The following is a 23,590-nucleotide window of genomic DNA, read 5'->3' as shown; positions in this document are numbered from 1 at the left end:
TTTCAAGTGCAACACTAGTGTATCAGTGGTTTGAACAGATTCAAGAATAAAACACTTGGCGTTTCGTAGCCAAGTGTTTTTCTTGGCCGGTGGTTCAACTCATCTTGAACCCTGCGTATCTCCCGATCGCTGATATTTCGGAAATCGGTTTGTTTGGGGAAATATTGCCGGATGAGTCCATTGGTGTTCTCATTCAGCCCTTTCTCCCAAGAATGGTAAGGGCGGCAAAAATAGGTTTCCGCCTTTAATGCTTTGGCTATTTTGGTGTGTTGGTAGAACTCTTTGCCGTTATCCATGGTGATGGTGTGGACTCTGGCTTTATGTGCCTTTAATACCCTAATGGCCGCCCGGGCAGTGTCTTCGGCTTTTAAGTTCTTTAATTTGCAGATGATGGTGTAGCGGGTAACGCGTTCGACCAAGGTCAATAACGCGCTTTTCTGATTTTTGCCGACGATGGTGTCGGCCTCCCAATCGCCGATGCGGGTTTTCTGGTCGACGATAGCAGGTCGGTTTTCTATGCCGACGCGGTCGGGCACTTTGCCTCTGGTCCATGTGCTGCCGTAGCGTTTGCGGTAGGGTTTGCTGCATATTCTGAGATGTTGCCACAAAGTGCCGCCGTTGCTTTTGTCTTGGCGAAGGTAGCGGTAAACGGTGCTGTGATGGAGTGTGATCCCGTGGTGTTTATGCAGGTAGGCGCATACTTGTTCGGGACTGAGTTTGCGGCGGATAAGGGTGTCGATGTGTTGAATCAGCTGCGAATCGAGCTTATAGGGTTTTCGCCGGTGCTGTTTGGTCAGCCGGCTTTGCTTCTGTGCTTTTTCGGCGCTGTATTGCTGTCCTTGGATGCAGTGTCGCTTGATTTCTCGGCTGATGGTGCTTTTGTGGCGGTTAAGTTGTTTGGCGATTTCGGCGATGGTGCAGTGGCGGGACAGGTATTGGATATGGTATCGTTCGTCTTGGGTCAGTTGTGTGTAGCTCATGGCAATCTTTCTTGCAGGAAAGGCCGTATGCTACCGCATACTGGCCTTTTTCTGTTATGGAAAGTTGCACTTCAAATGCGAATCCGCCGTCGTCTGAAAACCTGTTTTTAGGATTTTCAGACGACCTTTCGTTATCTCTTCCTCATCAAATCAAATATTCAATCAACTCGTTTTGAGAAAACACATAAACCTGTTTCGGCACCAATGCCAATTCCCGCCCTGCGGTCAAATCCAGCCGAGAAGCGTCGCTGCCTGCCAGCGTGATGTGTACGTCCTGTTTGCCGTGTTTCACCAAAACGTGCGTCAGGGCGCCGACGGCGTGGATTTTTTCGATTTCGGCGCGGATCATCGGGGTTTCGTGTTCGGCAGCGAGCTGCCATTCGTGCGGGCGGATGTAGCCGGTGGCGGTTTGTTCCTGCCATTTGTATTGCGCGTCCAATTTCCACGCGAAGCCGTTGTAGTGCCAGATGCCTTTTTCGATTCTGCCTTCGAAGGCGTCGGTCTCGCCGAGAAATTCGGTAACGAAGGCGTTTTCGGGTTTGCGGTAAATGGCTTCGGCGCTGCCGGTTTGTTCGATTTTGCCGTGGTTCATAACGACGATTTCGTCGGAAACTTCAAGGGCTTCTTCTTGGTCGTGGGTAACCAGAATGCTGGTTACGCCCAAGTTGTGATGGATGTCGCGCAGCCAGGTACGCAATTCTTTGCGTACTTTGGCATCCAGCGCGCCGAAGGGTTCGTCCAGAAGCAGGAGTTTGGGTTCGACCGCGAGGGCGCGGGCGAGGGCGATGCGTTGGCGTTGGCCGCCGGAGAGCTGGTGCGGATAGGATTTGGCGAGATGGGAGAGTTGTACGAGCTTCAACAATTCTTCGACTTTGGTGCGGATTTGTTCTTTGGACGGGCGTTCGGACTTGGGCAATACGGTCAAACCGAAGGCGACGTTGTCAAACACGTTCATGTGGCGGAAGAGGGCGTAGTGTTGGAACACAAAACCGACTTTACGCTCGCGCACATGCTTGGCGGTTACGTCTTGCCCGTCAAACAGGATATTGCCACCGTCGGCGTTTTCCAGTCCGGCAATGATGCGCAGGAGCGTGGTTTTGCCGCAGCCGGAAGGGCCGAGCAGGGAAACGAGTTTGCCGGTGGGGACGTTGAGGTTGATGTTTTTCAGCGCGTGGAAATTGCCGAAGTGTTTGTTTAGGTTTTGGATGGTGATGCTCATGCTGCGTTCCTTTCGGCGGCGGCGAGTTTTTTATCTTGTAATTTTGTGATGATGTTCTGCACCGCCAGCGTCGCCAGTGCTAAAAGTGCCAATACGCCGGAGAGGGCGAATGCGCCGGTGAAGTTGTATTCGTTGTAGAAGATTTCGACCAAAAGCGGGATGGTGTTGGTTTCGCCGCGTATGTGTCCCGATACTACGCTGACTGCGCCGAACTCGCCCATCGCGCGGGCGTTGGTGAGGATGATGCCGTAGAGCAGCGCCCATTTGATGTTGGGCAGGGTAACGCGCCAAAACATCTGCCAGCCGCTTGCGCCGAGAATCAGCGCGGCTTGTTCTTCGCTGTCGCCCTGCGCCTGCATCAGCGGGATGATTTCGCGCGCGACAAAGGGGAAGGTAACGAACAGTGTCGCCAAAATAATGCCGGGGATGGCGAAGATAATCTGTATGCCTTGCGCTTCCAGCCAGCCGCCCAATGCCGTGTGCGCGCCGAACAATAAGACGAACATCAAACCGGCAACCACAGGCGATACGGAAAACGGCAAATCGAGCAGGGTGGTCAGCAACTGCTTGCCGCGGAAGTCGAAACGGGTCAGCAGCCACGCCATCGCCACGCCCAAGACGGCATTGACGGGAACGACCACCGCAGCGGTAATCAGGGTGAGCTTGATCGCTGCCCACGCTTCGGGGTCGGTAAGGGATTGCAGGTACAAATCCCAACCGCCTTTCAGCGCCTCGTAAAATACGGCGACGAGCGGGACGACCAGCATCAGCAGCAGGAACCCCAGCGCGACGGCGGTCAGCAGCACGCGCAGCCAGCGCGGTTCGGTCAGGTTGGGATTGGCGGAATAGGGTTTCATGGCGGTGGTGTTCTCTGGTTTGTTGTTTAAGGTGTTTGGAGGTCGTCTGAAAAACCGTTTTCGTGGGGAGGATTTGTTTTCAGACGACCTTTTATTGATTAAGAGAGCAAAAAGCGTCTAGCTGCCGTCATTCCCGCGCAGGCGGGAATCCATCGCACGGCAATAGGAAAACAGAAAATCAATAAGGCAGCCGAAATTCACCAATGGATTCCCGCCTGCGCGGGAATGACGGCAACAGCGTAGTTCAGGTTTTCAGACGACCCCTCAACCCTTTGCTCCCGAACGCCTGCTCAACGCCCACTGCATCACGTTCAGCGCAAACAGAATCACAAACGAAACCAGCAGCATAAACAACGCCACCGCCGATGCGCCCTGTACGTCGAACTGTTCCAGCTTGCCCGTAATAATCAGCGGCAGGATTTCGGAAACCATCGGAATGTTGCCCGCGATGAAAATCACCGAGCCGTATTCCCCCGTTGCCCGCGCGAACATCATGCCCGCGCCGGTTAAGAGCGCCGGCGTGATTTCCGGCAGCAGCACGCGGCGGAACGTCGTGAAGCGGTTTGCCCCCAAAGTCGCCGCCGCTTCCTCATATTCGCCCGACAATTCCTCCAATACCGGCTGCACGGCGCGGACGATAAAGGGCAGGCTGACGACGACCAGCGCAATCCAAATGCCGACGGGCGTAAACGCGATTTTGATGCCCAAAGGCTCGAAAAAACGGCCTATCCAACCGTTGGGCGCATACAGGGTCGCCAACGCGATGCCCGTAACCGCCGTCGGCAGCGCAAACGGCAAATCGACCAGTGCGTTCACCAGCCCCTTGAGCGGAAATTCATAGCGCACCAACACCCACGCCACCAGCGTGCCGAACACGACATTGGTCAGCATCGCATAAAACGACATCCGCAAACTCAGCCACACCGCCGCCAACACGTTCGGCTCGGCAATCGTGTTCCAAAAGCCACCCCAGCCGATTTCCGCCGCTTTCGCCGCCATCATCGCAAACGGTAAAACCACCAGAAGCGACAGGCACAATACGGTCAGGCCGAGGCTGATTTTGAAGCCGGGCAGTACGCTGGGCGTTTTGAGTAATAACATGGTCGCTCGGAAGGGAAAAAGAAGATGCTGCCACTTTAACGGGGTCATCTGAAAAACGGAAAGAATGGTTTGTTTCCGGCAAAGAAAAATTGGTTATAAGTATTGCGTGAAACAAGGCCGAAAACTGTACATCCGCCCGCGCGGGGTGTATGCTTCGAATACATTCATACAATATCAATCTTTACCACAAACCTTAAACGTCGTCTGAAAACGACTAAATTCAGGAATACCGCCATGACCGATTTGACCGTTTGGGAAGTTTCCCCCGTAAATACCGTGATAGACCATGTCATCAGCCGCTATCACAATACCCACCGCGCACAACTTGAAGAGCTTGTCCCCTTGGCGCATAAAATCGCCTCAACCTCGCCCGACGGCTTCCCTGCCGAACTGCCGGAACTGCTCGAATACATCCAAAACGAGCTGCTGATGCACATGATGAAGGAAGAACGTATGTTGTTCCCGATGGCAAAACAAGGCTTGGGCAGCCGTGCCGCCATGCCGGTTAATGTCATGATGCACGAACACGAAGAACACGACCGTGCACTGGCGCAGTTGAAAACCCTGACCAATCATTTCACTCCGTCGCAAAACGCCGACAAAGACCAGCAAAGGTTATATGCGTTGGCACAAGAACTGTCGGACGATTTGGAAGAACATATCCACTTGGAGAACGAAATCCTGTTCCCACGCATCTTAGCTTCATAAAAAATATCGGCGGCTATCTAGCCGCCGATATTTTTTTACCTATGCCAATCTATAATATATAATTGTTTTATATGGATATTCAACCCATGAGAATTATCTTATGAAGCCTATTGCCACCGCGTTATCGCTATCCGCCTTCATCCTGACCGCCTGCACCGCAAACTCGCCCCGCATGTCGGTAGGCCTCGGCTTGGGAACAGCTATAGGCAGCCATATCGGATTAGGTACCTCTGTCAATATTCCCGTCGGCATCGACAAAAGGGAAAACCGTATCCCTAAAAACAACGGCGGTATCCATATTATCGAGGAACAAATCGTTACTTACTTTGACGCACAGGGCAACCCTGCCGACAGCCCCGTCAAGGGCGGTTACTATCGGCAATTAATCAGCAGGCACAATCATGAATATCTGGTACAGGATTTCTACAGCGACAACAGCAGGAAACGCACCGACCCCTACCCCTTGCCCCGCGACCGGCTGCTACAATTCCGCGCCACACCGTATGACGGTTCATTAGCCGTATATGCCTACAACGGCAACGTCATGCAGCAACAGGTATTTAAAAACGGGAAATTAATCAGCGCAAAATATTAATGGAATAAAGTCAAAATAATATACTTACCATTCAAATATTTGAAATGCTGCCGTTTCGTCAGTTAAAATTTTAGTTGACACTTTTTTTCAGGGCTATATAATACGCCCCATTCCCCGATAGCTCAGTCGGTAGAGCGACGGACTGTTAATCCGCAGGTCCCTGGTTCGAGCCCAGGTCGGGGAGCCAAATTTAAAAAGCCTGAACAATTTGTTCAGGCTTTTTTGCATGTACTTATTATCTTCAATCGGCGAAAAATAAAAGTCTTCCTATCGTCTAAAGTATTAAGATTTGCCTGATTGCTCCTTTCAGACGACCTTCCTATAATCTGTTTTTCTTTTTTTATAAAGAGGCAATAAATCATGAATATTACCGAAATCGTCCGCCAACGATACAGCACCAAATCTTTCGACCCGTCCAAAAAAATCGCTGCCGAAGACTTCGCCCATATCGAAGCCGCCCTGCGCAACAGCCCCTCCAGTGTCAATATGCAGCCGTGGCACTTCATCATCGCCGATGATGAAGCGGGCAAAGCGCGCATTGCCAAATCCACCGAAAAACTCCCTTACAACGCCCCAAAAATTACTCATGCCTCCCACGTCGTCGTCTTCACCGCCCGCGTTTGCGCCGACGATGATTATGTCGCCGCCGTATTGGCACAAGAAGACAAAGATGGACGTTTTGCTACGGAAGAAGCCAAGCAGGCCGGCGACTCTACCCGCCGCTTGTTCTTGGGCATCCACCGCAACCAAATCCAAGATGAAGAGCAATGGCTTGCCAAACAAGTCTATCTCAACATAGGCTTCACCCTATTCGCCGCTGCCGCAGCAGGCATCGACGCCGTGCCGATGGAAGGCGTGGATTTGCAGGTTTTGAATGAGGAATTCGGTTTGACCGAAAAAGGCTACAAAGCCGTCGCCGTCGTCTCCTTCGGCTACCGTGCCGCAGATGATTTCAACGCTGCGCTGCCAAAATCGCGTTTTGAAAACGAAGCCATCTTTACCAAAATCTAAAAAAAAATGATGAAACGGCAATAGGTCGTCTGAAACCTTCAGATAGAGGGTTTCAGACGACCTTTTTGCGTCATCACATCCTGTTTCGGTATAATTCGCGTTCCAATATCCGGCTGAAAGCCGTTCAGACCTGCCCGTGAATACATCATCGAAACCTTCCCTACCCTATCTTGCCTCGTGTGCCAGCCTGATTTTTCTGATTCTGCTTTCCCTGTCTTGGGAATTGTGGATTGCGCCTTTGCGCAACGGCGGTTCATGGCTTGCCCTCAAAGCCCTGCCTTTATGCCTGCCACTGGGCGGCATACTCAAGGGCCGTATTTATACTTATCAATACAGCTCTATGCTGATTCTGATTTATTTTGCCGAGGCGGTCATGCGCCTGTTTGACGCTTCGCCTGCCGAACGCCTGTGCGCCACATTGTCGCTCACCTCCTGCATAATTTTCTTTGTCGCCTGTCTCGCATTTATCAAACAACACAAAAAAGAGGGGAAATGATGTTTGCCCGTACCGCATATCATCTTAAAAATGAATGGAATATCCGCTTGCTGCCTTTATGGGTTTGTTTTATCTGGGTTTGCGCCGTCCCTTTCCTGTCGATTTACCGCGTAGGCCCGCTGTCGAGCTTCTACCTTGAAGCCGGGTCTCTATTGGGGGCGACAATTTTAGTATTGGCTTCTGCATATAAAGGCTTACTCAATATCCGCCTGCCTTATGTATCTGTCGGACTGTTGCTGATGGCGGCATATTGGGCGATACAGCCACGGGCAATGGGTTTGCTGTATCCGGGGATGAGCGACTTGGCGGCATGGACTTTCGTCATTCTCGCCCTTTCTGCCTGGGCCTGCCGCGGCTGGATTTCCGCTTACGGGCAGGACCGGGTTGTTACCGTATTCGCATGGTCGTTGTTTTTTGGTGCAGCCGCGCAGGCTGTCGTGGCGTTTATGCAGTTCAAAGGATGGTCGGACATTTCCCTGTTCCACGGCATATTGGCTTACGGCGGCGGAACGGTAAACGGCCAGCTCGGGCAGCGCAACCATCTGGGCCATTATCTGATGTGGGGCGTACTTGCCGCATCCTATTTATGGGCAACGCGGAAAATGCCCGACTGGCTGGGATTGGTTTGCGTATTTCTGCTGACTGCCGTCTTGGGTTTGGTCAACTCGCGTACTATCTTGGGCTATATCATCGCCATCGTATTGATTCTGCCTTTTTGGTACTGGCGGGCAGGCCGCGAATCGGTGCGCTTAATTAAAATCTTCTTTTTCGCAGCGGTATTGGCTGCGGTTTTCCAGTTCGGCATGGGGACATTGCTTGATTTACTGGGCAACAGCCGTTACGAAACCGCCGTCGAACGTGCGGGGCACAGCGATTTTGAAGGTTCTGCGCGCCAAATCGAATGGCGGAATGCCTGGACCGCCTTTACCCGCTCCCCAATCCTCGGACACGGCTGGAACAGCTTCGGCAGCCTGAGTTTCCTGTTAAATGCGGAAAAACAGTACTTTGCCAATAACATTCTCGGCGTTTTGTTCACCCACTGCCACAACCTTATCCTGCAAATCCTTGCCGAAATGGGGCTGACAGGTGCATTATTGAGTGCGGGAACCATGCTGGCGGGCGTTTGGCGTTTGATTACCCGTCCGTCCAATCCTGCCAACCTGTTCCTACTGACCGCCGCAAGCGTAACCATGTGCCACAGCATGCTCGAATACCCGCTTTGGTACATCTACTTCCTGACTCCGTTCGCCCTCATGCTTTCGCTCTCAAGCGCGCGTTTTGAAGATGTATCCGACGGAATCAAACAAGCCCGCCGCCGCAATTTGGCAGGCGGTATCGCCGCATTGGCCATTATCGGCGGCACGCTGCACTTAGGCTGGAACTACACCGACCTGACCGCTTACAGCCGTCAACCCAAAACCGACGACCCGTCTCAAGTTAACGCCAAAATTTCCGGACTGCGCCGCATTTCCGAAACCAGTCCCATGCTGGCCTATTATGCCGACCTGAGCCTGACCCGCCGTGCCGATCCGGCCGATGAAAAAGTCCAACCTTGGGCGCAAAAAGCGGCATTCGACGCACTCACCTACCGCCCTTACAGCAATGCCTACCAGGTCGGCCTCTACCTCTACCGTCAAGGTAAAACCAAAGAAGGCGCGCAATGGATGCAAGATATGTATTATTACTATCCTTACATGATGCCGTTTTACACCGGCAAAATCCGCAGTAGAAAGGAATTCAAACCGCTTCTGCCCCAAATTTTGGAAGACTGCCGCAATTTCCTGAAATCGCCAAAACATAAAACCGCCAAACCTTGCGCGGCGGAGATACCGGCATCGTAAACAACCAAGGTCGTCTGAAATATTTTCAGACGACCTTTTGCTATCGATCCCAATAAACAGCCGGCCTACCATTTCCCACTGGCAAGAGAAACCATATTCGGACATAGCGATTTAAATATGTTTTAAGGTCGTCTGAAACGTTTTCAGACGACTTTAAACCCATCTCTCTCCGTTACTATTCAATCCCTAAAACAGATCCGGTAAAACAACCGTCATCAGCCGATAAGCCCATATCCTGTCGATCCAAATAAAAATACCTGTACCGATATTCACGCGCAGGTATTTTCTATTGCAATCCACTATATAATCCCGTTTATTATCCACCGCCCTACTCCCGCCATGTTCTACCTCTACCAGTCCAACCGCCTCGAATCACTAGCCGCCCTGTTTGCCGGAATCCAAAGGGTCAGGCCGCTTGAGTCTGCTTTGGCGGCGGAACAGATTGTGGTGCAGAGTCAGGGGATGCGACGTTATTTGAGCGTGTATCTGGCGCGCGAACTGGGGGTGGCGGCGAATTTGCAATTCAGCCTGCCGGCGGGTTTGACGTGGCAGTTGATGCAGAAGCTGATTCCCGATATTCCCGCGCTCAGTCCGTTTTCGCCGGAGGTGATGCGCTGGCGGCTTTTGGATTTGTTTCGCAGCGAGCGTTTTCAGACGACCTCTGAATTTAAAAACGTCCGCTCTGTCTTGCAAAGCTATTTGGGCAGCGGTGAGTCGGCGGATTATCAGTTGGCGGGGCAGTTGGCGGATATTTTCGACCAGTATCTAGTGTACCGACCGCAGTGGATTGATGCCTGGCAGGAAGGCAAACTTCTGGGACTGGGCGAGGACGAGGTCTGGCAGGCGCAGCTTTGGCGCTATTTGGACGACGGCAACCAATCCGCGCCGCACCGTGTGGCGCTGTGGGAAAAGCTGCTGTCGTCTTTGGATAAGGCGCACCTGCCCGAGCGGTTTTTCGTGTTCGGCATTTCGACGATGGCGCCGATGTATTTGCAGCTTTTGCAGAAAATTTCGGAACATTGCGATGTGTTTGTGTTCGCGCTCAATCCGAGCGGCCAGTATTGGGGCAATGTGATTGAGGCGGCGCAGCTTTTGAAGGGCGGCGACGAGGCGGATTTGTCGCAGACGGGGCATCCGCTCTTGGCGTCGTTGGGCAAGCAGGGGCGTGATTTTTTTGATTTTCTGACGGAAATCGGCTTGGAGGAGCAGCCTGTGTTTGAAGAGGTTTCAGACGACACGCTGCTGCACTGCCTGCAAAACGACATTCAAAACCTGCGGATGCCGTACCACGGGCAGGCTACGCACTCTGAACACAGCCGCGCGGATTTGCTGGACGACGGCTCCGTCCGTATCGTGTCGGCACACAGCCCTCTGCGCGAATTGCAGATTTTGAAAGACAAGCTGTTGCGGATTCTGCACGAACATCCCGACTGGCAGCCGCACGATATTGCCGTTTTGACGCCGAACATCGAACCATACAGCCCGTTTATCGAAGCGGTGTTCGGGCAGGCACAGGGCGGGGCGCAGGCTTTGCCGTATTCGGTGTCGGACGTGAAACTCAGCCGCCGCCAGCCGCTGCTTTACGCGCTGGAGCAGACGCTGGATTTGCTGGAAAGCCGGTTTGAAGTCGATAAAGTGCTGCCGCTGTTGGAAAGCGGTTTGGTGCTGCGCCGTTTCGGGCTGACGGCGGACGATTTGCCGCTGCTGCACGACACCATTGCCGAGTTGAACGTGCATTGGGGTTTGGACGGCACCATGCGCGGCGCGGCGGACAATCTGTTCACTTGGCAGCAGGCGTTGGAACGCATCGTGTTGGGCTGGATGCTGCCCGACGACGGCAGCCCGCTCTGGCAAAACGTCAGCGCGTGGTACGGCGATGTCAACCGCCTTGATGTGTTCGGCCGCTTTGCCGCCTTTATCCGCACACTGTCCCGCCTTGCCGCCGAGTGGCGCAAACCCGCAGCGGCGGAGGAATGGACGGAACGCTGCCGCGATTTGGTGCAGTCGTTGTTCCTGCCCGACGCCGACGACCAATACGCCTTGCAGCAGTTCGAGCAGGCGTTGGCAAAATGGCAGGAAGAAACCGCGTTGGCAGGCTTTCGCGGCACCTTGCCGCAACACACCGTCATCCGCCACATCCGCCGCTTCTTAGGCAGCGAAAGTCAGGCAGGATTCCTGCGCGGCGGCATCACCTTTTGCAGCATGGTGCCGATGAGGAGCCTGCCGTTTAAAGTTATCTGCCTCTTGGGGCTGAACGACGGCGATTTCCCGCGCAATACCAAAGCCGCCGTGTTCGACCTGATTGCCAAACACCCGCAAAAAGGTGACCGCGCCCGCCGCGACGACGACCGCTACCTCTTCCTCGAAGCCATCATCAGCGCGCGCGACATCCTTTATCTTTCCTACGTCGGCCGCAGCATCCGCAACGACGACGAACTCGCCCCGTCCGCCCTTGTCAGCGAACTCATCGACACCATCGTCGCCATGACCGGACGGCGCAGCAAAGAGCTGGCGGAACACTGGGTCGAACAACATCCCCTGCAACCGTTCTCACACCGCTATTTCATCGCAGACAAAATTTCAGACGACCTCTTCAGCACGCGGCAGGACTACGCTGACGCCCTCAACCGCCCGCGCGAACAGGCGCGTCCGTTTTTCAGCGAAGCCCTCGAAGAAAACAGCCCCGAACCGACCGTCTGGCAGGACGATTTCATCCGCTTCTGGAAAAATCCCGTCAAAGCATGGCTGCAACAAACCTTGGGCTGGCGCGAACCCTACCGCGACGAAGCATGGGAATCCGCCGAACCCTTCGAGCCGCAACGCGCCGACAAAATCGCCGCCGCCTACCTCGACGCCCGTCGCCACAACCAAGACTTTCAAGAAACCGCCGTCCGCCTCGACGCCGAAAGCCTGTTGCCTGCCGGTGAACTGGGTAAATTGTGGCAGCAGAATTTCCAAGCCGCCGCCAAACGTATAGACGGCGCATTGCTGCAAAGCCCCAAACTGCCGCCTTTCGCCTACGAAATCCCGTTCGACGGGCAAACCCTGCAAGGCAGCCTCAGCAACCTGTACCAATGCGGCCAAGTGTTCTACCTCGACCGCAAACCCAATGCCCCGCAACGCATCGCCCTCCTGCTCGAACATTTAATCTTTTGCGCAGTAGGGTTGGCGGTAGGGTCGTCTGAAACCGAAACCTGCCAAACCCATATCGTTCAGCCTGAAGAAACAACGATTTATCCCGCAATCCCTAGCAGCCAAGCGCAACAAATGCTGCAAAAATGGCTGACGTTCTTCAACCTCGGACAAACGCGCCCGCTGCCTTTCTTCGCCAAAACCAGCCTTGCCGCCGCCGAAGCCTACGGCAAAAAACAGAGCTGGGAAGATGCCCTGAACAAAGCCCGCACCGAATACCACGGCAACAAAGTCAGCAAAGGGCAAAAAGACTATACCGAAGTCGCCTTAGTGTTCGGCAACGAAGATACCGAACCGGTAGAAGGAGCGTTGTTCCAAAGATTGGTGGAAGAGCTGCTGATACCGCTGCTGGACGCGGTAAAGGAAGAATCGTCGGATGCGGCATAGAAGCCGAAAATCGGGAGAGGTCGTCTGAAAACGTGAATTCATCGTTTCAGACGACCTCTTCCCTGGTAAACCTGTTTTTAAAACCCTCACTTCCGCCGTCATTCACCAAACTGGAATCCATTGGAAATTCGAAAGGGCAAATGTTTCAAAAACAGTTGCCGAAATACAACCGAAACCTTTGCAAAAAATCCCTTTTCCCCAGCAACCGAAAACCCATGTTTGGGTTTCGGCTGTCAGGGAAAGAAAAATTTTGCAAAGATCGGTCTTTGCTTCAACTGAATTCAAATCTTTCTATATTGACTTTATATTTTGCATTTCACGTTTTTTGCCGGTTTCATTTTAAACCGACGGCCCAATTCACATATTGCAATCAAATTTTCTTCTTTCGTCTGTTTAAATCCAATTAAATCTTCCCTCTTCCCTGCTAATCAAATTCAAATTCAGACCCGCTTTATCTTTTCAGCCATATTCATCATATGCGTTTGAGTTATCTCCTAAAACAAGAATCTGCTTTATTGTTTAATAAATGAAATTCATTATTAAAATATTTGTAAAGTTTAATAATATGTTATAAAGTAACGGACTTCATTTCTGAGGTAACTATTATGAATCCGAATTTCAAATTAAACCTATTGACATTATCTTTACTGGCTATAACAAGTATCGCACACGCAGAAGACGAGGTTTCAACTCAAGAGCTTGATGAAATTCAAGTCAAAGGCAAATACATTGCCAAAGAGAAAAAAGTTTTTACCGAAGGTCAAGCCAAAAGTTCGCGTGAACGCGTTTATCAATCCAGCGAAAACATCGATGCCATCGTGCGGAGCATGCCCGGCGTCTTCACCCAACAAGACAAGGGATCGGGGGTATTGGCGGTCAATATTCGTGGCGATAGCGGTTTGGGACGCGTCAATACGATGGTTGACGGCGTAACCCAAACCTTCTATTCCACTTCTGCCGATGCCGGACGCAGCGGCAGCTCTTCGCAATTCGGTACGGCACTGGATCCCAATTTTATTGCCGGTGTGGATGTAACCAAAGGCAGTTTCTCGGGTGCCAACGGCATCAATACCTTATCCGGTACAGCCAATTTCCGTACTTTACGGGTGGACGATGTGGTACACGGAAACCATACCTTCGGCCTTTTAACCAAAGGATTGACCGGCACAAACAGCACAAAAAGCAATTTTATGGCAACCGGAGCGGTACAAAAATGGTTTGACAGCGGTGCGCGCCTCGGCGCGTTATATGGTTACAGCCACCGTAATGTCGAGCAAAACTATAAAGTAGGCGGCGGCGGTCAGCATATCGGCAATTTTGGCGAAGAATATTTGGACCGTAAAAAACAAGAATATTTTGAAAGCAACTTATTGAAATTCGACCAAGGGCAAAATCGTTGGGTTCGCGACTTTTCTAAGCGCAACGCAGTCGGTAAAAGCTATTGGGACTACCCTTTCTCCAAAAAATATAACGATCCTGAGGTTTTGCAAAGAGATTATGTTGATGATTTGGAAAGAAGCTGGAAAGAGAATTTGGCACCGCAATGGGATCTGACGCCTATCGACCCTAGCAGCCTGCAACAACGCTCAAACAGTCATTTGGTCAAAGTGGAATACGAAAACGACAACAACAAGCTGGATCTTCAGCTTCGTACCATGAACAACCGTATCGGCAGCCGCAAAGTAGAAAATCGCAACTACCAAGCCAATTACAATTTAAACATTGGAGATTATGTCGATTTAAACGTATTGGCCGCCCATAATCTGGGAAAACAAAAATATCCGAAAAACTCACGTTTTTCAGGATGGGGGCTGCTGGATTATTTGGAAACCAAAAACACAGCCAATCTTTTGGATATCAACAACCGCTTCTCTTTCAACCTTCCCAACAAAACAGATTTAAAAGCCACCGTCGGTTTCAATTTCTTTAAAAACCAATACAGTAAAAACCGCTTTCCGGAAGAGCTGAGCCTGTTTTACGACGGCCCCGATCAAGATGCCGGCCTGTACAGCTTTTTAGGCCGCTTCAAAGGCGACAAAGGAATATTTCCTCAAAAATCAACCATATTACAACCTTCAGGCCAGCAAAAATTCAATACGTTCTATTTTGATACTTCCTTGAAAAAAGGCATTTATCAATTGAATTACAGCACCAATATGGTCAACTACCGCTACAAAGGCGAATATACCGACTACTTCAATACCCAAGAAGATTTTAAAAAAGCATTTGGAGAAGATTCTGAAATTTATAAACAGCATTGCACGCCAAGCTGCGACCTTTACGAACCGGTTTATACCAAATCCGGTAAAAAGCATGCGGTAAACCATTCGTTAGCATTAAACATCAATGTCAACGACTACTTTATGCCGTTTATCAGCTATTCGCGTACGCATAGAATGCCAAATATTCAAGAAATGTATTTTTCACAAATCGGCGACTCGGGCGTCAATACCGCCCTTAAGCCGGAACAGGCCAATACTTACCAAATAGGCTTCAATACCTTCAAAAAAGGGATTTTCAAGCCGGATGATGTATTGGGTTTCAAACTGGTCGCCTATCGCAGCAGGATAAACAACTATATTCACAATGTTTATGGCAAATGGTGGGATTTGGATAAAGCACCCAGCTGGGTAACCAGTACCGGCCTGCAATACTCTATCCAGCATCGAAACTATGCCAAACCTGTCCATAAAAATGGTTTGGAAGTGGAAATGAACTATGATTTTGGCCGCTTTTTTTCAACCCTGTCTTACGCATATCAAAAAACCAACCAGCCGACCAATTATAGCGATGCCAGCGAGTCGCCCCGTAACTCTTCTAAAGAAGACCAGATCAAACAAGGTTACGGCTTAAGCAAAATTTCCCGCTTGCCCCGAGATTACGGGCGGTTTGAATTGGGTTCCCGCTGGTTAGGCAACAAATTGACCATCGGCGGCATTATGCGCTATTACGGCAAAAGTACACGGGCGACGACTGAGGAAGAATTTGTTGACGGTACAACCGGTGCCAACACCTACTCTTCACACCAAATGGGCAGAAGGGCGATCAAAAAAACAGAAAGCATCAACAGACAGCCGCTGATTTTTGATTTCTATGCCAATTACGAACCGAAGAAAAACCTTATCCTTCGTTTCGACATTCAAAATGCGTTCAATAAACGCTATATCGATCCTTTGGATGCTGCAAATGATGCCGCAACTCAGCGCTATTTCAGCGTATTTGAAAGAAAAGGCGGTTTAGATGACGAAGAAGTCGAATGTGATGCCAACGGTTTATGCAATGGCAAATATGGTGGCACGACACGCTCCGTCCTGAATAACTATGCGCGTGGCAGGACTTTGCTGTTTACCATCAGTTATAAGTTCTAAATCCAACCATCAGCATTCTTAATACTGTGCTGACTAAAAAGCCGACAAACATAATGTTTGCCGGCTTTTTCAATATATTCTCAAAGGTCTCAACTCATCTTATTGCAAAGATCTCCGCATATAAAAAGGTCGTCTGAACATATGTTTCAGACGACCTTTTTAACTCTTGCTGCTTATTTGTTGTGTTGACGGAAATACGCCCACTCTTCCACAACGGTACCGTCAGGCAGATGGCACATTCCATACTCTCCGCCATCCTTGTCTTTTTTGATTTCCAACTTACCGCCCTGCTTCACGCAAAATTCTGAAGCCGGATTGGGCATACCAGTCATCGGTACACTTTCTTTCTCAAGAGTATTGCAAGCTGCCAAAGTAGTTACAGCCGCGAGGCTTAAAATAATCGGCTTAATCACATGTTTTCCTTTTACTATCCAAATATCTCTATTAATTGGATACTCGGTTTTCAGACGACCTCTAAAACAGTTTGAAAATATCCATCAACACAAAATATCAGCGTTTATTTTGGTGATAAATGGGCATAACTTCCGGCAACATCCTTCGTATTGCTTCGATACGGGTATTGTTGGCGGGATGGGTTGACAAGATGGCTACCTGACTGCCGCCTTGCGCCTTATTCATTTTTTCCCATACGCTGATTGCCGCCTGCGGATTGTAACCTGCCTGAGCCATCAGGCGGACGCCTCCCGCATCTGCCTCACTTTCCTGATGACGCGAAAAAGGTTTGGTTGCCAATAAATCTGTTCCGACGCCGACCAAATTCCCGTCCAAACCGACGGCACCTGCCAAAATAGAACCACCCAAGCCGGTCAATACCTGACCTCCGATGGCTTTTTTGCTGTGTTCGAGCAGCGCATGCGTCATTTCATGCCCGATGACTGCGGCGATTTCATCATCCGTCAGTTGCAAACGTTCGACCATGCCGGTATATACCGCCATTTTTCCGCCCGGCATCGCCCAAGCATTCAACTCGTTGCTGCGGATAACATTCATCTGCCAATTAAAAGGTATGCCGGTACGGTTGGCGCGGTTGGCATACGGAACCAGTCGGGAAAACACCCGATGAACACGCTGCGCCGTCGGAGAGCTGACATCCAGCGCATTCTGGCTGCGCGCTTTTTGTACAACCTGCGTATAGTTTCGCTCGGCTCCCTCATTCAAAGCAGCCGTATCGTATCCCACCATATCGGCGACGGAAGTACAGCCCGCCAACGCCGCAACCCCGAACCATAATCCGTACTTTTTACTGATTTTATTCATTTTATTGATTTTATTCATTTCAAAAATTCCTTGATGCCTGACAAAAGATTGAAATCAAAACCGTACAAAACGCCTTCCGTTTTCACCCACTGACCGTAAAATAAAATGCCGCCTGATTTTCAGACGGCATAACAAATATTTTAAGAGCGGCGCTGCAACATCCAAGATTCGATCTTACGCGCGTCGTTGACTCGGGTTGTCGAAGTCGGCGAGTTCAGCAATACGATGGTAATCGGTTGGTTTTGGACGTTTGCCTTAACCACCATCGAACGTCCTGCTTCGCGGATATAACCGGTTTTTTGAAGCTCGATGTTCCAGCTGCCTTCGCGGACGAGGGCGTTGGAGTTTTTATAGTTTTGGCGGCCGTTTGCCGTCCAAACCGAGCCGTAGTTGGAGGTTGAGTTTTTGCTGATGAGCGGATATTTGCTCGCCGCAGCGACCATACGGTTTAAATCGTTGGCGGTTGATACGTTTTGGAAATTTAGGCCGGTAGGTTCGTAGAAACGGCTGCTATACATGCCAAGACTTTGCGCTTTGGCATTCATGGCAGCAACAAACGCCGACATACCGCCCGGATAGGTGCGGCCCAGCGCGTGGGTTGCGCGGTTTTCGCTGCTCATCAGGCTCAGGTGCAGCAATTCGCCGCGCGTCAGTGTTGTGCCGACTGCAAGGCGGCTGCCTGTACCCTTCAAGCGGTCGATTTCATCGGCAGTAATGGTAATGGGCTCGTTCATATCCAACCGTGCGTCCAAAACGACCATTGCGCTCATCAGTTTGGAAATGGACGCAATCGGCATCACGCGATCTGCGTTTTTCTGATACAGGATTTCACCTGTTTTGTTGTTGAAAATCAAAGCAGCCTGCGATGTCAAAAGCGGCCCCGCCATCATCGCCTGAGCCTCGATTTTTTGTGCGTGGCTTAATGCGAAAGCTTCCATCGGGTCATTTTGGGTTGGAAAATTTTGCTCCAAAAATTGACCCAAAACGTCCATATCGTCTGCAGCGGCAGGGGCGGCGGCGACAGTCAACGCCATACCCAAACAGGCTGCACTCAGTGTTTTATAAAATTTCATAACCGACATACTTCAACCAGTAGAATTTAAGACAATTGAATTATTAAAGGGGATATTTTGCTTAAAATACAACAAAATGTAAAGTTTAATATGGCTTTTTTGCGTTTGTTTGCATCTTTTTCCCAAATTGGAAACCATCTTAAGGATGGGAAATTGTGGCGTGTTGCCATGCGTCGGAGGGTCGTCTGAAAACCTTACGCCCAACAGCTTGCCATACGGTATTTGATAAACCTTAAGATACTGATTATACTTACCGACTTTGCCGAAAACCGTTCCCGCAGCATTCGGATGACGGTTTGCCGATATTGCTTGAAAACAGAAGATAAATTATGACTGAAGAAAAACGCTCCTGCTCGTTTTGCGGAAAATCCGAGCATGAAGTCAAAAACCTGATTGAAGGCGAAAACGCTTTTATCTGTAACGAATGTGTAGAAACTTGCGGCGTGATGCTGCAAAGTTCAGACGACCTCTCCGCAGACAAATCTGCAACGGATGCGTCCCATCCGAACAACAAGCTGCCCACGCCTGCCGAAATCGTCGCCAACCTCAACGATCACGTTATCGGTCAGGAACAAGCCAAGAAAGCCTTGGCGGTGTCGGTGTACAACCATTACAAACGCCTGCGCCATCCCAAAGCCAACGGCAACGTCGAATTGTCGAAATCCAACATCCTGCTTATCGGTCCGACCGGTTCGGGTAAAACGCTGTTGGCGCAGTCTTTAGCGCGCAAACTGGACGTACCGTTCGTCATGGCGGACGCGACCACGCTGACTGAAGCGGGTTATGTCGGTGAAGACGTCGAACAAATCATTACCAAGCTTTTGGGCAAATGCGATTTTGATGTCGAAAAAGCCCAGCGCGGCATCGTTTATATCGACGAAATCGACAAAATCTCGCGTAAAAGCGACAACCCGTCGATTACCCGCGACGTATCCGGCGAGGGCGTGCAACAAGCCTTGCTGAAACTGATTGAAGGTACGGTTGCCAGCGTTCCGCCCCAAGGCGGCCGCAAACATCCGAATCAGGAATTTATCAACGTCGATACGACGAACATCCTGTTTATCTGCGGCGGCGCGTTTGCAGGCTTGGAAAAAGTGATCCGTCAGCGTACTGAAAAAGGCGGTATCGGTTTTGGCGCGTCCGTTCACAGCAAGGACGAAAATGCCGACATTACCGGATTGTTTGAAATCGTTGAGCCTGAAGACTTGATTAAATTCGGTCTGATTCCCGAGTTAATCGGCCGTCTGCCCGTTATCGCTACGCTGGCGGAATTGGACGAAGACGCATTGGTCAACATTTTGACCAAGCCGAAAAATGCCTTGGTGAAACAATATCAAACCCTGTTCGGCATGGAAAATGTCGAATTGGAATTTGAAGAAGAAGCCTTGCGCAGCATCGCCCGTCAGGCAATGGAACGCAAAACCGGCGCGCGCGGCCTGCGCTCCATCGTTGAACGTTGCCTGTTGGATACCATGTATCAACTGCCTGATTTGAAAGGCGTGACCAAAGTTGTCATCGGTAAAAACGTCATTGAGAAAGGCGAACAGCCCAAGCTCCTGCGTGAAGACGGAAGCGAATATCAGGCAAACACCCGATAAAAGAACGAACCGGTCATTCCGATAAAACATAAAAGGTCGTCTGAAACCCTGTTTTCAGACGACCTTTTCGTATTTTTCAAGATAATTCGTTTCAATAGCAAACACCTATTACATCCGATAACATAAATATTCCAATTTTTGCCAAACTGGTCTATGATACCTAAAAGGATTGTTTACAATTCTTTGATTGCAAATCATTTGCAACGGATAGAAGAAAAACAGAAAAAAGGAACAAAGAGATGTTAGAAGCCTATCGCAAAGCCGCCGCCGAGCGCGCCGCCCTCGGTATCCCACCCCTCCCTTTGAACGCGCAGCAAACCGCCGATTTGGTTGAGCTGCTGAAAAACCCGCCCGCAGGCGAAGGCGAATTCTTGGTCGAACTGCTTGCCCACCGTGTTCCGCCCGGTGTGGACGATGCCGCCAAAGTCAAAGCCTCATTCCTGGCTGCCGTTGCCGAAGGCAGCGTATCCAGCCCGCTGATTTCCCCCGAATATGCGACCGAACTTTTAGGTACGATGCTCGGCGGTTACAACATTCACGCCTTAATCGAACTCTTGGATAACGACAAACTCGCGCCCATCGCTGCCAAAGGTTTGAAACATACGCTTCTGATGTTCGATTCTTTCCACGACGTTCAGGAAAAGGCCGAAAAAGGCAATAAATACGCGCAGGAAGTTTTGCAATCTTGGGCGGATGCCGAATGGTTCACTTCACGCGCCAAAGTTCCCGAAAAAATCACCGTTACCGTCTTCAAAGTTGACGGCGAAACCAATACAGACGACCTCTCTCCCGCTCCCGACGCATGGAGTCGTCCCGATATTCCGCTGCACGCGCTGGCGATGCTGAAAAACCCGCGCGACGGCATCACGCCCGACAAACCGGGCGAAGTCGGTCCGATTAAATTGTTGGAAGAACTCAAAGCCAAAGGCCACCCCGTTGCCTATGTCGGCGACGTGGTCGGTACCGGTTCTTCACGCAAATCCGCGACCAACTCTGTGATTTGGCATACCGGCGAAGACATTCCGTTTGTGCCGAACAAACGCTTCGGTGGCGTATGTTTGGGCGGAAAAATCGCGCCGATTTTCTTCAATACTCAAGAAGACTCCGGCGCGCTGCCGATTGAAGTCGATGTTTCCGCGCTGAAAATGGGCGATGTCGTCGATATCCTGCCTTATGAAGGCAAAATCGTGAAAAACGGCGAAACCGTTGCCGAATTCAGCCTGAAATCTCAAGTATTGCTGGACGAAGTGCAAGCGGGCGGCCGTATCAACCTGATTATCGGCCGCGGTCTGACCGCCAAAGCGCGCGAAGCCCTGAAACTGCCTGCTTCCACCGAATTCCGTCTGCCTCAAGCGCCTGCCGAAAGCAAAGCCGGTTTCACGTTGGCGCAAAAAATGGTCGGTCGCGCCTGCGGTCTGCCCGAAGGACAAGGCGTACGTCCGGGTACTTATTGCGAACCGCGCATGACGACGGTCGGCTCGCAAGACACTACCGGCCCGATGACCCGCGACGAGTTGAAAGACTTGGCTTGTTTGGGCTTCTCCGCCGATATGGTGATGCAGTCTTTCTGTCACACCGCTGCTTATCCGAAACCTGTCGATGTCAGAACCCATAAAGAACTGCCCGCCTTTATTTCTACCCGTGGCGGCGTATCTCTGCGTCCGGGCGACGGCGTGATCCACTCATGGCTCAACCGCCTGCTGCTGCCCGATACCGTCGGCACCGGCGGCGACAGCCACACCCGTTTCCCTATCGGTATTTCCTTCCCTGCCGGCTCCGGCTTGGTTGCTTTCGCAGCAGCCACCGGCGTGATGCCGCTCGATATGCCTGAATCCGTATTGGTACGCTTCAGCGGCAAACTGCAACCGGGCGTCACCCTGCGCGATTTGGTGAACGCGATTCCGCTTTACGCGATTAAGCAAGGTTTGCTGACCGTGGCCAAAGCCGGTAAGAAAAACATCTTCTCTGGCCGCATCCTCGAAATCGAAGGTCTGCCTGATTTGAAAGTGGAGCAAGCCTTTGAATTGACCGACGCATCCGCCGAACGCTCCGCCGCCGGCTGTACCGTGAAGCTCAACAAAGAGCCGATTATCGAGTACATGAAATCCAACGTCGTGTTGATGAAAAACATGATTGCCGACGGCTATCAAGACCCGCGTACTTTGGAACGCCGTATCAAAGCAATGGAAAAATGGCTGGCGAATCCGGAGCTGCTCGAAGCGGATAAAGATGCCGAATACGCCGCCGTGATTGAAATCAACATGGACGACATCAAAGAGCCGATTATCGCCTGCCCGAACGACCCGGACGACGTATGCTTCATGTCCGAACGTTCCGGCACCAAAATCGACGAAGTGTTCATCGGTTCGTGCATGACCAACATCGGCCACTTTCGCGCCGCCTCCAAACTCTTGGAAGGCAAGTCCGACATCCCCGTCCGCCTGTGGATGGCGCCGCCAACCAAAATGGATGCGAAAGAGTTGTCTGACGAAGGCCACTACGGCGTACTCGGCCGCGCCGGCGCGCGTATGGAAATGCCGGGTTGTTCGCTGTGTATGGGTAACCAAGCCCAAGTACACGAAGGTGCAACTGTCATGTCCACTTCTACCCGAAACTTCCCGAACCGCCTGGGTAAAAACACCTTCGTTTATCTCGGCTCGGCAGAGTTGGCGGCGATTTGCTCCAAACTGGGCAAAATCCCGACCGTTGAAGAATACCAAGCCAACATCGGCATCATCAACGAACAGGGCGACCAAATCTACCGCTACATGAACTTCAACGAAATTGACAGCTACAACGAAGTAGCCGAAACCGTGAATGTTTAATGGGTAGGTAAAACCGTTTCAGACGACCCCTCAGAGGCTAAACCCGTGAGGTCGTCTGAAAACAAAAAACAGAACAGTTTTCGCTGTTCTGTTTTTTTTGTTTTCAAGTCAATCACCATATTCCCTACTACCGGATATATCTCCTAGCCGCTGATAATCCCGTTCACACCTGCTGCCGCTGCCAAACGATACAATATTTCCTGAGGCATATCATTGTGCCACAGACGGGTAATATTGGCGATAACCGGAAGACGGCACACTTTCCTAACCCGAACGATGGCATCGACATCCAAACGGTAGGCATGTTCCGGCTCAAAACTGAGTGTCCCAGCTTCACCGAGCACAATGTGGCTGTTGCCGCGCAAAGCGATATGTTCTGCCGCCATCAGCCAATCATCAACGCGATGATGCTTGTCTTTACACAACACTACCGGCGTATTCAGACGACCTACCTCATCCAAAAGCGTCCGATTGTTCATCATACTGCCGCCCAAATACAAAATATCCGCTCCGGCAGACAAGGCCTCATCTATCTGGCGCACATCACGGATACGGACAATGACGGGCTTGCCTGTTTTCTGCAAATCAGAAATTTCCTGAACAATCGCCCGAACCCGTAAGTTTTCACGCTGCTCGTCCACTTTTTCATAAGGGCGTGCAGGAAGGTAAAACGGATCGACAAATACTGCATCCGCCTCTTCCGCCCTATCCGTATCGGCAGTAATATCCAACCGCTTCACTCCGCCGAATATCACACCCCGTACAACAATCCTGCCGTCTTCCTCGTCCGCCTCTCGGCTGATAATTTTCCAATCGTTCAATACCCGGACAACGCGTTCCACATCAGGCAGACGTTCCAATTCATTTGGACGGAACACCCGCTCATCACCAACCGCACCGATAATCGTCCGCTCTTCCCCCCGAGAGATATGCTCTTTCAACCCCTTATTACGAATAAACCCGATTACCCCCTCTACCGACTCCTGAGAAGCATTCTTACCCATCACAATAATCATCATATATCTCCTGAAACAGACAGAAATATTAGCATATTGACTTAG

17 protein-coding genes and 1 tRNA gene are annotated in these 23,590 nt (G+C 51.0%); 10 read left to right on the top strand and 8 right to left on the bottom strand.

Annotated features, from left to right (window positions below):
• Positions 1-14 precede the first annotated feature (14 nt).
• The 4 genes from NM96_01605 to cysT all read right to left on the bottom strand — a co-directional run bounded on the left by NM96_01605 (position 15) and on the right by cysT (position 4,157).
• On the bottom strand, positions 15-980 hold the full coding sequence (locus NM96_01605; protein AVR78225.1) for an IS30 family transposase: 966 nt from the start codon (positions 978-980) through the stop codon (positions 15-17).
• Positions 981-1,125: 145 nt separating this feature from the next.
• On the bottom strand, positions 1,126-2,199 hold the full coding sequence (locus tag NM96_01600; GenBank protein AVR78224.1) for a sulfate ABC transporter ATP-binding protein: 1,074 nt from the start codon (positions 2,197-2,199) through the stop codon (positions 1,126-1,128).
• Entirely contained in the window at positions 2,196-3,056 is an 861-nt protein-coding gene (cysW, locus tag NM96_01595) for a sulfate ABC transporter permease subunit CysW (protein AVR78223.1), read from the bottom strand. Before cysW ends, NM96_01600 begins: the two co-directional genes overlap by 4 nt.
• A 264-nt stretch (positions 3,057-3,320) precedes the next feature.
• Entirely contained in the window at positions 3,321-4,157 is an 837-nt protein-coding gene (gene cysT / locus NM96_01590) for a sulfate ABC transporter permease subunit CysT (GenBank protein AVR78222.1), read from the bottom strand.
• Positions 4,158-4,391: 234 nt separating this feature from the next.
• On the opposite strand from cysT, the gene NM96_01585 reads away from it, so the two are divergent.
• The 8 genes from NM96_01585 (at position 4,392) to NM96_01550 (ending at position 15,755) form a co-directional block, all read left to right on the top strand.
• On the top strand, positions 4,392-4,865 hold the full coding sequence (locus tag NM96_01585) for an iron-sulfur cluster repair protein DnrN (GenBank protein AVR78221.1): 474 nt from the start codon (positions 4,392-4,394) through the stop codon (positions 4,863-4,865).
• Positions 4,866-4,965: 100 nt separating this feature from the next.
• Positions 4,966-5,460, top strand: a complete 495-nt coding sequence (locus NM96_01580; protein AVR78220.1) for a NemA protein — start codon at positions 4,966-4,968, stop codon at positions 5,458-5,460.
• A gap of 111 nt (positions 5,461-5,571) precedes the next feature.
• Positions 5,572-5,647: transfer RNA gene (locus NM96_01575), tRNA-Asn, on the top strand.
• Positions 5,648-5,820: 173 nt separating this feature from the next.
• Positions 5,821-6,471, top strand: a complete 651-nt coding sequence (locus tag NM96_01570; GenBank protein ID AVR78219.1) for an oxygen-insensitive NAD(P)H-dependent nitroreductase NfsB — start codon at positions 5,821-5,823, stop codon at positions 6,469-6,471.
• A 136-nt stretch (positions 6,472-6,607) separates the two neighbouring features.
• A complete protein-coding gene (locus NM96_01565) occupies positions 6,608-6,967 on the top strand; it encodes a DUF2069 domain-containing protein (GenBank protein AVR78218.1) in 360 nt (119 codons plus the stop codon).
• Entirely contained in the window at positions 6,964-8,808 is a 1,845-nt protein-coding gene (locus NM96_01560; GenBank protein ID AVR78217.1) for a polymerase, read from the top strand. The genes NM96_01565 and NM96_01560 overlap by 4 nt, the downstream gene beginning before the upstream one ends.
• Positions 8,809-9,147: 339 nt before the next feature.
• A complete protein-coding gene (gene recC / locus NM96_01555) occupies positions 9,148-12,387 on the top strand; it encodes an exodeoxyribonuclease V subunit gamma (protein ID AVR78216.1) in 3,240 nt (1,079 codons plus the stop codon).
• A 605-nt stretch (positions 12,388-12,992) separates the two neighbouring features.
• Entirely contained in the window at positions 12,993-15,755 is a 2,763-nt protein-coding gene (locus NM96_01550; GenBank protein AVR78215.1) for a TonB-dependent receptor, read from the top strand.
• Positions 15,756-15,928: 173 nt separating this feature from the next.
• Here NM96_01550 and NM96_01545 read toward each other — a convergent pair whose 3' ends face one another.
• The 3 genes from NM96_01545 to NM96_01535 form a co-directional block, all read right to left on the bottom strand.
• Entirely contained in the window at positions 15,929-16,168 is a 240-nt protein-coding gene (locus NM96_01545) for a DUF333 domain-containing protein (GenBank protein AVR78214.1), read from the bottom strand.
• A gap of 97 nt (positions 16,169-16,265) precedes the next feature.
• A complete protein-coding gene (locus NM96_01540) occupies positions 16,266-17,033 on the bottom strand; it encodes a M48 family peptidase (protein ID AVR80231.1) in 768 nt (255 codons plus the stop codon).
• Between the two features lie 140 nt (positions 17,034-17,173).
• A complete protein-coding gene (locus NM96_01535; GenBank protein ID AVR78213.1) occupies positions 17,174-18,115 on the bottom strand; it encodes a D-alanyl-D-alanine endopeptidase in 942 nt (313 codons plus the stop codon).
• 320 nt (positions 18,116-18,435) lie between these two features.
• On the opposite strand from NM96_01535, the gene clpX reads away from it, so the two are divergent.
• Both clpX and acnB read left to right on the top strand, forming a co-directional pair.
• Positions 18,436-19,704 carry an ATP-dependent Clp protease ATP-binding subunit ClpX gene (gene clpX / locus NM96_01530; GenBank protein AVR78212.1) on the top strand — a complete coding sequence of 423 codons (1,269 nt, stop codon included), beginning with the start codon at positions 18,436-18,438 and terminating at the stop codon, positions 19,702-19,704.
• Between the two features lie 239 nt (positions 19,705-19,943).
• The gene (acnB, locus tag NM96_01525; protein AVR78211.1) at positions 19,944-22,529 is read left to right on the top strand and encodes a bifunctional aconitate hydratase 2/2-methylisocitrate dehydratase; all 2,586 of its coding nucleotides are present in this window, start codon (positions 19,944-19,946) and stop codon (positions 22,527-22,529) included.
• Between the two features lie 143 nt (positions 22,530-22,672).
• On the opposite strand, the gene NM96_01520 is transcribed toward acnB, so the two are convergent.
• Positions 22,673-23,548: a chorismate mutase gene (locus tag NM96_01520; GenBank protein AVR78210.1), complete on the bottom strand. Its 876-nt coding sequence runs from the start codon at positions 23,546-23,548 to the stop codon at positions 22,673-22,675.
• Positions 23,549-23,590 lie beyond the last annotated feature (42 nt).

Origin of the sequence: Neisseria mucosa, assembly GCA_003028315.1 — a bacterium.
Taxonomy (GTDB): domain Bacteria; phylum Pseudomonadota; class Gammaproteobacteria; order Burkholderiales; family Neisseriaceae; genus Neisseria; species Neisseria mucosa.
Note: the sequence above shows the minus strand (reverse complement) of the source record. Positions and strands in the feature narration are given on the sequence as shown.